Genomic DNA, 7858 nt, shown 5'->3' on the forward strand with positions numbered 1-7858 from the left:
ACGATTATCCCCATTGCTGCTGCCGTGATACTTTTGTGCTTAGCAATTGGTTATGCAGGGCGCTACATCGGAAAAGATACATTCGTACGGTGGGCAATTGGTGTCGTTATCGCTGGTTCAGCAGCTGAACTTGCAAATATGTTATTCAAAAGCGCGTAATAAAAAAGTCATGCTGTATAAAATATCTTTTTATCCTAAAGCGAAATCTAAATTGAGATAAACAATATGAAAAAATCAAAAGTTCTTCAAACAATAATTCGGAATAAAGCTACTAAAACCTCTGCAGCTTTAACTGTATTTTTTATGTCCAATCCTGTGTATGCTCAACAATTAACAACTGCAAAAGGTGCTTTAGAAAAACTCCGTGATGACTTAAAGTTGCTTATCCCTCTCGCTGCTGCTGTTATACTATTATGCTTAGCAATTGGTTATGCAGGACGCTACATCGGAAAAGACACATTCGTACGGTGGGCAATTGGTGTCGTTATCGCGGGCTCAGCAGCTGAACTTGCCGGTTTATTATTTAAACCTAACTGATAAATCTTTTGGAATAAGAAATATTTTTTGTAAAAGAAACTTTGGATTTCAATGCTTTCATTATGCATCAATGAAATTGTTTCTTATTTCGTAGAAAAAATATTTATGATAAATCAATGAAGCTAAATATGAGAAAATTAACTAATTTCCAGAAAAATAATAATGAAATTATAATAATTTCTGCAGCTTTAACTGTACTTTTTATTAGCAATCCTGCATATGCAGTGCAATTAAAAAATGCAAAACAAGCTCTAGACACTTTGCAAGATGATCTTGTTAAAAATATTATTCCTGTTGCTGCTGCTGTTATACTTTTATGCCTAGCCATTCTCTATGCTGGACGCTACATCGGAAAAGATACATTTATACGATGGGCAATCGGCGTTGTTGTCGCTGGCTCAGCAACCCAGCTTGCTCAACTGTTATTCAAAGGTGTAGTTAGTTAAAATTAAAGATGACAGCTATAATACAAAATGTTATTTAAAATCTTAATGAGAGAAATATGCGAAAATTAATTAACCTCCAGCCAAAAAGTAATAACAAAGTTGCAGCAATTTCTGCTGCTGTAACTATATTTTTTATGAGAAATCCTGCATGTGCAGCAATAGAACATGCAAACAAAGCTTTAACAGCTCTACAAACAGATCTTACTACTAATATTATTCCTGTTGCTGCTGCTGTTATACTTTTATGCCTAGCCATTCTCTATGCAGGGCGTTACATCGAAAAGGATACATTTATACGATGGGCAATCGGTGTTGTTATCGCTGGCTCAGCAACCCAGCTTGCTAAGCTTTTATTCACAGGTGCAGTTAATTAAAATTAAAGATGATAGCTATAATACAAAATGTTATCTATAATCTTAGTGAGAGAAATATGCAAAAACTAATTAGTTTCGAATCAAAGAACAATAACAAAATCATCACACTTTCTGCAGCTATAACTGTATTTTTTATAACACATCCCGTATGGGCCCAAGCAAACGGTTTAGCTCCTGCAAAAACAGCTTTAGAAGAACTCCAAAAAGATCTTAATACTAATATTATTCCTGTCGCTGCTGCTGTTATACTTTTATGCTTAGCAATTGGTTACGCAGGCCGCTACATAGAAAAGGATACATTTGTACGCTGGGCGATTGGCGTTGTCGTCGCTGGCTCAGCAACCCAACTTGCGAGCCTGTTATTCAAGGGGCAAGCGTAAGTCTATATAATGCATAATATTTTTATCATAAGGTTTTATATCTAATTATTATACACATATAAAAATCTCATATGTTTTATAATAATAAATACAAAGTATTAATAAGAGCATTAATTAAGAGTAAAATATGAAAAAATTAATTGATTTCCGATTAAAAAATAACAATAGAATCACAGCAATTTCTTCGGCTATAAGTTTATTTTTTATAGTACATCCTGCGTATGCAAAACTAAAAGCTGAAGATGCTTTAAAAACTCTGCAAACAGATCTTACTACTAATATTATTCCTGTTGCTGCTGCCGTTATTCTTTTATGCTTAGCAATTGGTTATGCTGGACGTTACATCGGAAAAGATACATTTGTACGGTGGGCAATCGGTGTTATCGTCGCTGGCTCAGCAACCCAACTTGCGAGCCTGTTATTCAAGGGGCAAGTGTGAGTCTTTATAAGACATAATGTCTCTAATGTGAGAGTTTATGTTTGATAAATTTAAACATATTATGTGATATTTCGTTTATATTAAGAATATACAAAGTATTGATAAGAGTAAAATATGAAAAAATTAATTAATCTCAAATTAAAAAATAATAACAAAATTATCGTAATTTCTGCAGCTCTAAGTGCCTTTTTTATAACGAATCCCGTATATGCAAATGTAAAATTAGATCCTGCAAAAAAGGCGTTAGATGCACTCCAAAATGACTTAAAAGCGATTATCCCTCTCGCCGCTGCTGTTATACTTTTGTGTTTAGCAATTGCCTATGCAGGGCGCTACATTGGAAAAGATACGTTTGTACGGTGGGCGATTGGCGTTGTCATCGCTGGCTCAGCAACACAACTTTCTACACTGTTATTTACAGGTAAATAATAAGCTTATATAACACATAATGTTTTTAAAGTAAGAGTTTATACTTGCTATTTGTAACATATAAAGATACCAATTTGTTTATTTTAAAAAGTATAAAATATTCATAAAAATTTAATGAAAGTAAAATATGCGAAAATTAATTAATCTCCAAACACAAAATAACAACAAAATCATAGTAATTTCTACAGCTATAATTACATTTTTTATAACACAGTCTGCATATGCAAATGCGCAATTAGCTCCTGCTGAAAAAGCTCTGACTGCTCTAAAAAAAGATCTTATTGATCACATTATTCCTGTTGCTGCTGCCGTGATACTTTTGTGCTTAGCAATTGGTTACGCAGGCCGCTACATAGGAAAAGATACGTTTGTACGGTGGGCAATCGGCGTTGTCATTGCTGGCTCGGCAACCCAACTTGCTAAACTGCTATTTACAGGTCAAGCATAAATTAGTATAATACGTAATGTTTTTAATGTTCGTTAATTATAGATTTGTACCAGTAATAATATCGCTCACACTACGAAAAAAGGAATATTATTTATAGCAACTTTAATTAAAAGGGGATAAAAGATATGAAACAATTAAATACGCTTCAATCAAAAATATGTAAGATTAGTGCTATTTTTATAACTTTGATTATGTTATTAATAACTCAATCTGCATATGCTCAGACGGAAACAAAGAGTTTAGATGTTTTCATAGGGATGCAATATGGATTAAGTATAATTATTCCTATCGTTGCTGCTATCATTCTTTTATTACTTTTGCTTATTTATATATTTCGCATTATCGCAAGAGCTACATTTATGCGATGGGCATTCAGTGTCATTATTGCTGGTGCAGCTTTTTATATTAGCCACATATTATTTCACCTCCAGTGACGAGAACATTCCATGAAATCGCAAGAAAAAAAAGAATTCCCCCTATTCAAGGGAGCAACACGTGTTCCAACGATATGGGGTGTCCCCATGATGCCATTTATCGTTATGGTTATGGGGGTTGCTGTTATTGCTATGACAGTAAGTATCTTTTTGTGGATTATAGCACCTCCATTATGGTTTATTATGGTGCAAATTACTAAAAACGATGATAAGGCGTTTCGTATCTGGTGGTTATGGATCGATACTAAATTTCGCAATCGCAACAAAGGTTTTTGGGGCGCATCAAGTTATAGTCCCTCTGATTATAGTAAAAGGAGATAAACATGACAGCTGTTGAAAGCAGCAAACGCCTTGCATCAGAGACACCTGTAAGCCTGTTTCTGCCTTATTCACATCATATTACAGATACGATTATTTCTACTAAAAATGCGGAATATTTGTCAATTTGGAAAATTGATGGGCGTTCGCATCAAAGCGCTTCAGAAGAAGATATTTTTCAATGGATAAAAGAGCTTAACAATACTCTACGGGGTCTTGCATCAGCCAATTTATCATTTTGGACGCATATTGTGCGCCGCCGTGTTTATGAATATCCTGATTCAACATTTGATCAAATGTTTTGCTATCAACTTGATGAAAAATATCGACAAAGCTTTACTGGTTATAATTTGATGGTCAATGATTTATATCTGACTGTCATTTTTCAACCGATAGCGGATAAAATTATGTCGTTCTTTTCTAAACATGAACGTGAAACGCTTGATCAAAAAAAGATGCGACAAGACACATGTATCAAAGAACTCAATGACATCAATCGTACTTTAGGCCAATCTTTAAACCGTTACGGTGCAGAACTTCTTGGTGCTTATGAAAAAAATGGGCATGCTTATTCTTCTGCACTTGAATTCCTTGGAATGCTTGTCAATGGTGAATATCGCCCTATGCCAATTTGCCATGACCGTTTTGCTGACTATATGTCTGTCAATCGACCTTTTTTCTCAAAATGGGGCGCTCTTGGTGAACTGCGAACAACCAGTGGAATGCGTCGATTTGGAATGCTTGAAATTAAAGAATATGATGCAACAACCAAACCAGGACAATTAAATGTTTTGTTGGAAAGTGACTTCGAGTTCGTATTGACGCAGAGCTTTTCAGTGCTCTCCCGACATGCTGCTAAAGACTATTTACAACGGCATCAGCGTAATCTTATTGATGCACGAGATGTGGCAACGAGCCAAATTGAACAAATTGACGAAGCACTAAACCAGCTTATCAGTGGGCATTTTGTCATGGGAGAACATCACTGCACATTGACGATCTATGGTGATACAATTCAACAAGTTCGCGACCATATGGCCAAAGCAAGTGCAGCATTACTAGACGTTGCGGTACTGCCCAAACCTGTAGACTTAGCGATAGAGGCTGGCTATTGGGCACAACTTCCTGGCAATTGGAAATGGAGACCACGTCCTGCTCCGATTACATCATTGAACTTTTTGTCATTTTCATCTTTTCATAATTTTATGTCAGGAAAACCCACTGGCAACCCATGGGGACCAGCCGTCACAATTCTTAAAACAACCAGTAAAACACCGCTTTATTTCAACTTTCATGCCTCCAAACTTGAAGAGGACTCGACAGATAAACGTTTACTTGGTAATACCGCACTTATCGGACAATCTGGTTCCGGTAAAACCGTGTTACTCGGCTTTTTGTTAGCACAAGCACAAAAATTTAAGCCGACAACTGTTGTTTTTGATAAAGATCGTGGCATGGAAATTGCCATTCGGGCGATGGGTGGAAAATATTTAACATTCAAGCCAGGCAGAAAAAGTGGTTTCAATCCTTTCCAACTCCCACCCACACAAGAAAATCTTATTTTTCTGAAACAATTTGTTAAAAAATTGGCAGAAGCTGGTGGTGAAGTCACGCATCACGACGAAGAAGAAATTAACAAAGCAGTTATGTCTGTTATGAGTGCTAACATTGACCGATCACTCCGTCGTTTGTCCTTTCTAGTACAATTTTTACCAAATCCACGTTTAAGTGATTATAATGCTCACCCATCTGTTCATGCTCGCTTACTAAAATGGTGTGAAGGTGGTGATTATGGGTGGTTGTTTGATAATCCCCATGATGCTCTTGATCTCTCAACACATCAAATTTACGGCTTTGATATCACGGAATTCTTAGATAATTTTGAAACTCGCACTCCAGTGATGATGTATTTGCTTTACCGCACAGAAGGCATGATTAGCGGACAGCGGTTTATGTATATCTTTGACGAGTTTTGGAAGCCTTTGCAAGATCCGTACTTTGAAGATTTAGCCAAAAATAAACAAAAGACCATCCGTAAACAAAATGGTATTTTTGTTTATGCAACACAAGAGCCTAGCGATGCCTTGGAAAGTAATATTGCCAAAACACTCATTCAACAGTGTGCAACTTACATTTTTCTAGCCAATCCCAAAGCAAATTATGAAGATTATACAAAAGGCTTTAAACTAACAGATGCCGAATTTGAACTCGTTAAAGGACTTGGTGAGTTTAGTCGCCAATTCCTCATTAAGCAGGGTGATCAATCTGCGCTTGCAGAACTGAATCTTGGTAAATTCCATCTAACACGCGATGGAAAAACCATCGAACACGACTTTAGTGACGAGCTCTTAGTGTTATCAGGAACGCCTGATAACGCAGAGTTAGCCGAAAGCATTATCGCAGAAGTTGGTGATGATCCGGCAATATGGTTACCAATTTTCTTACAGCACGCAAAAAATGACAGGAGGGAAACATGAAAAAAAAGGTCATTTCAATAGTAGTTGTAATAACTTTAGGGGTTTCAAACCCAGCGATGGCTTGGGTTTGGGGCGCTGGGTCGGCGGATTTATCGGCATCCGTTCCAACGAAGTGGCCCAATTTTTTTGGAAGTTCATCTTCAAATACATCAAAGTCTAAAAAAACTCCACAGCAAAAGAAAGCGCCACCTGATGCCCAACTTCTCGATATGCTAAAAAAACACCTTGAGGAAGTAAAAAAGATACACGAGTCTATAACGGGAAGCCAAAAATTCGACACTAAAAAACTTAAAAATGTACAAACAGATCACAGTAGCTTTTTTCTCAAAAATCCAGAGAATCTCTACAATAGAAATAAAACTTCTGCTCTATCTACATCACTTGAAAATATTTTAAAAGAAGAAGAAATTCCTGTCACTATCCATGAATCTAGCAGTTTTATCAACAAGCGTATCCAATATGCAGCCATCACTGATAAAGCCGTAAGTTTAAAAACTTTTCAAGAAGCAAACAATCGTTTTCAGCAAATTGAAGAACTATTAAACGAGATCACGACAACAAAAGATCTAAAAAGTATTGCCGAGTTACAAGCACATATAATTGGAATGCTTGCTATGCTACAAAATGAAACAGCAAAACTACAAATGGTTACACATTTACGCAATGCTGAACATACACTTATCAAACAACAGAAAGATAAACATAACATAAAAATTTTGAATAGTAAAAACACGAACATGCCTACCATAAGATTCATTAGGTAAAGCTTTTTGTAGCAATATTTTGTATATTATTTTTCCTGTATGCTCGTAAAAAGAAAAAGTTAATGCGTAATACTCAATTCTCTCTCATAGATCGAAAAGGTCTACGAAGTTTCATTTTATCCTTAAAAAAATTCAACGAAAAATGCTCAAAAAGCATATAAAAAGTTGAAAATTCGTTAAAGAGGAATTCCATGGACTTTACAGTGTTCACGCAACTTTTCAATAAAATTGATCAGATAACAAAAACATATGTCACGGATATTTCCTCAAAAACAATAGCTACAATTACACCCTTTGTATCAATCGGTATCACAATCGCTTTCATCATCTATGGTTGGCTCATCATCCGGGGCGCTATCGATATGCCTCTCTCCGGATTCGTAAACCGTTTCCTACGGATAAGTATTATTACTTCAATAGCTCTTACCACAGGACTTTATCAACCAGAAATCACAAATTTAATAACACAAATGCCCTATGAGTTATCAAAAGCGCTCATAACAAATCCACTCGATGATAAACAATTAATGAATTTACTGGACACAGCAGCAACCAAAGGATTTCAATATGCAGGCCGTCTTTTCCAAGAAACCGTCTTCTTCGAGTCCAATGGACTGCTTTACAGTCTCTTAGGCATCATTATCTTGCTAGCAACAAGCCTCGTAGTCGCAATCGGTGGTGGTCTCGTGCTCCTAACAAAAATCGCTATTACACTTCTTGTAGGATGGGGACCATTCTTCATCATTGCTTTGCTCTGGCAACCAACTCATCGCCTTTTCGAGCAATGGATAATCCAAGTTGTGAATTATATA

General features: G+C 36.2%; 13 protein-coding genes. All 13 read left to right on the plus strand.

Translation table 11 applies throughout. The annotated features are described in order from the left end of the window. Positions 1–159: VirB2 family type IV secretion system major pilin TrwL (trwL, locus tag ACFIMI_RS09100; RefSeq protein ID WP_375613871.1), on the plus strand; the 159-nt coding region annotated here is incomplete at its 5' end. A 66-nt stretch (positions 160–225) separates the two neighbouring features. Further along, positions 226–537 carry a VirB2 family type IV secretion system major pilin TrwL gene (gene trwL / locus ACFIMI_RS09105; RefSeq protein WP_375612573.1) on the plus strand — a complete coding sequence of 104 codons (312 nt, stop codon included), beginning with the start codon at positions 226–228 and terminating at the stop codon, positions 535–537. Positions 538–665: 128 nt separating this feature from the next. Further along, a complete protein-coding gene (gene trwL / locus ACFIMI_RS09110; protein ID WP_375613861.1) occupies positions 666–983 on the plus strand; it encodes a VirB2 family type IV secretion system major pilin TrwL in 318 nt (105 codons plus the stop codon). 56 nt (positions 984–1039) lie between these two features. Beyond that, positions 1040–1357, plus strand: a complete 318-nt coding sequence (trwL, locus tag ACFIMI_RS09115; RefSeq protein ID WP_375613862.1) for a VirB2 family type IV secretion system major pilin TrwL — start codon at positions 1040–1042, stop codon at positions 1355–1357. Positions 1358–1413: 56 nt separating this feature from the next. Continuing rightward, the gene (gene trwL / locus ACFIMI_RS09120; RefSeq protein ID WP_375613863.1) at positions 1414–1737 is read left to right on the plus strand and encodes a VirB2 family type IV secretion system major pilin TrwL; all 324 of its coding nucleotides are present in this window, start codon (positions 1414–1416) and stop codon (positions 1735–1737) included. 127 nt (positions 1738–1864) lie between these two features. Next, positions 1865–2176: a VirB2 family type IV secretion system major pilin TrwL gene (gene trwL, locus ACFIMI_RS09125; protein ID WP_375613864.1), complete on the plus strand. Its 312-nt coding sequence runs from the start codon at positions 1865–1867 to the stop codon at positions 2174–2176. A gap of 114 nt (positions 2177–2290) precedes the next feature. Next, positions 2291–2605: a VirB2 family type IV secretion system major pilin TrwL gene (gene trwL, locus ACFIMI_RS09130; protein ID WP_375613865.1), complete on the plus strand. Its 315-nt coding sequence runs from the start codon at positions 2291–2293 to the stop codon at positions 2603–2605. 127 nt (positions 2606–2732) lie between these two features. After that, complete coding sequence (gene trwL, locus ACFIMI_RS09135) at positions 2733–3053, plus strand: VirB2 family type IV secretion system major pilin TrwL (protein WP_375613866.1); 321 nt, start codon at positions 2733–2735, stop codon at positions 3051–3053. A 125-nt stretch (positions 3054–3178) separates the two neighbouring features. Beyond that, complete coding sequence (locus ACFIMI_RS09140) at positions 3179–3487, plus strand: conjugal transfer protein (protein ID WP_375613867.1); 309 nt, start codon at positions 3179–3181, stop codon at positions 3485–3487. A gap of 12 nt (positions 3488–3499) precedes the next feature. Then, on the plus strand, positions 3500–3808 hold the full coding sequence (locus ACFIMI_RS09145) for a type IV secretion system protein VirB3 (protein WP_375613868.1): 309 nt from the start codon (positions 3500–3502) through the stop codon (positions 3806–3808). A 2-nt stretch (positions 3809–3810) separates the two neighbouring features. Next, positions 3811–6282, plus strand: a complete 2472-nt coding sequence (locus ACFIMI_RS09150) for a VirB4 family type IV secretion/conjugal transfer ATPase (RefSeq protein ID WP_375613869.1) — start codon at positions 3811–3813, stop codon at positions 6280–6282. Then, a complete protein-coding gene (locus ACFIMI_RS09155; RefSeq protein WP_375613870.1) occupies positions 6279–7046 on the plus strand; it encodes a type IV secretion system protein in 768 nt (255 codons plus the stop codon). The genes ACFIMI_RS09150 and ACFIMI_RS09155 overlap by 4 nt, the downstream gene beginning before the upstream one ends. Before the next feature lie 191 nt (positions 7047–7237). Then, a partial coding sequence (locus ACFIMI_RS09160) for a type IV secretion system protein (protein ID WP_375692497.1) occupies positions 7238–7858 on the plus strand: 621 nt, incomplete at its 3' end.

The sequence above is a fragment of the Bartonella sp. AP4SXKL genome (assembly GCF_042195845.1).
Classification (GTDB): Bacteria; Pseudomonadota; Alphaproteobacteria; order Rhizobiales; family Rhizobiaceae; genus Bartonella.

Coding starts and splice junctions, on each gene's coding strand:
- ACFIMI_RS09145 (WP_375613868.1), top strand. CDS start 3,500: ATGAAATCGCAAGAAAAAAAAGAATTCCCCCTATTCAAGGGAGCAACA.
- trwL (WP_375613861.1), top strand. CDS start 666: ATGAGAAAATTAACTAATTTCCAGAAAAATAATAATGAAATTATAATA.
- trwL (WP_375613864.1), top strand. CDS start 1,865: ATGAAAAAATTAATTGATTTCCGATTAAAAAATAACAATAGAATCACA.
- trwL (WP_375613863.1), top strand. CDS start 1,414: ATGCAAAAACTAATTAGTTTCGAATCAAAGAACAATAACAAAATCATC.
- trwL (WP_375613862.1), top strand. CDS start 1,040: ATGCGAAAATTAATTAACCTCCAGCCAAAAAGTAATAACAAAGTTGCA.
- trwL (WP_375612573.1), top strand. CDS start 226: ATGAAAAAATCAAAAGTTCTTCAAACAATAATTCGGAATAAAGCTACT.
- trwL (WP_375613866.1), top strand. CDS start 2,733: ATGCGAAAATTAATTAATCTCCAAACACAAAATAACAACAAAATCATA.
- ACFIMI_RS09140 (WP_375613867.1), top strand. CDS start 3,179: ATGAAACAATTAAATACGCTTCAATCAAAAATATGTAAGATTAGTGCT.
- ACFIMI_RS09155 (WP_375613870.1), top strand. CDS start 6,279: ATGAAAAAAAAGGTCATTTCAATAGTAGTTGTAATAACTTTAGGGGTT.
- ACFIMI_RS09150 (WP_375613869.1), top strand. CDS start 3,811: ATGACAGCTGTTGAAAGCAGCAAACGCCTTGCATCAGAGACACCTGTA.
- trwL (WP_375613865.1), top strand. CDS start 2,291: ATGAAAAAATTAATTAATCTCAAATTAAAAAATAATAACAAAATTATC.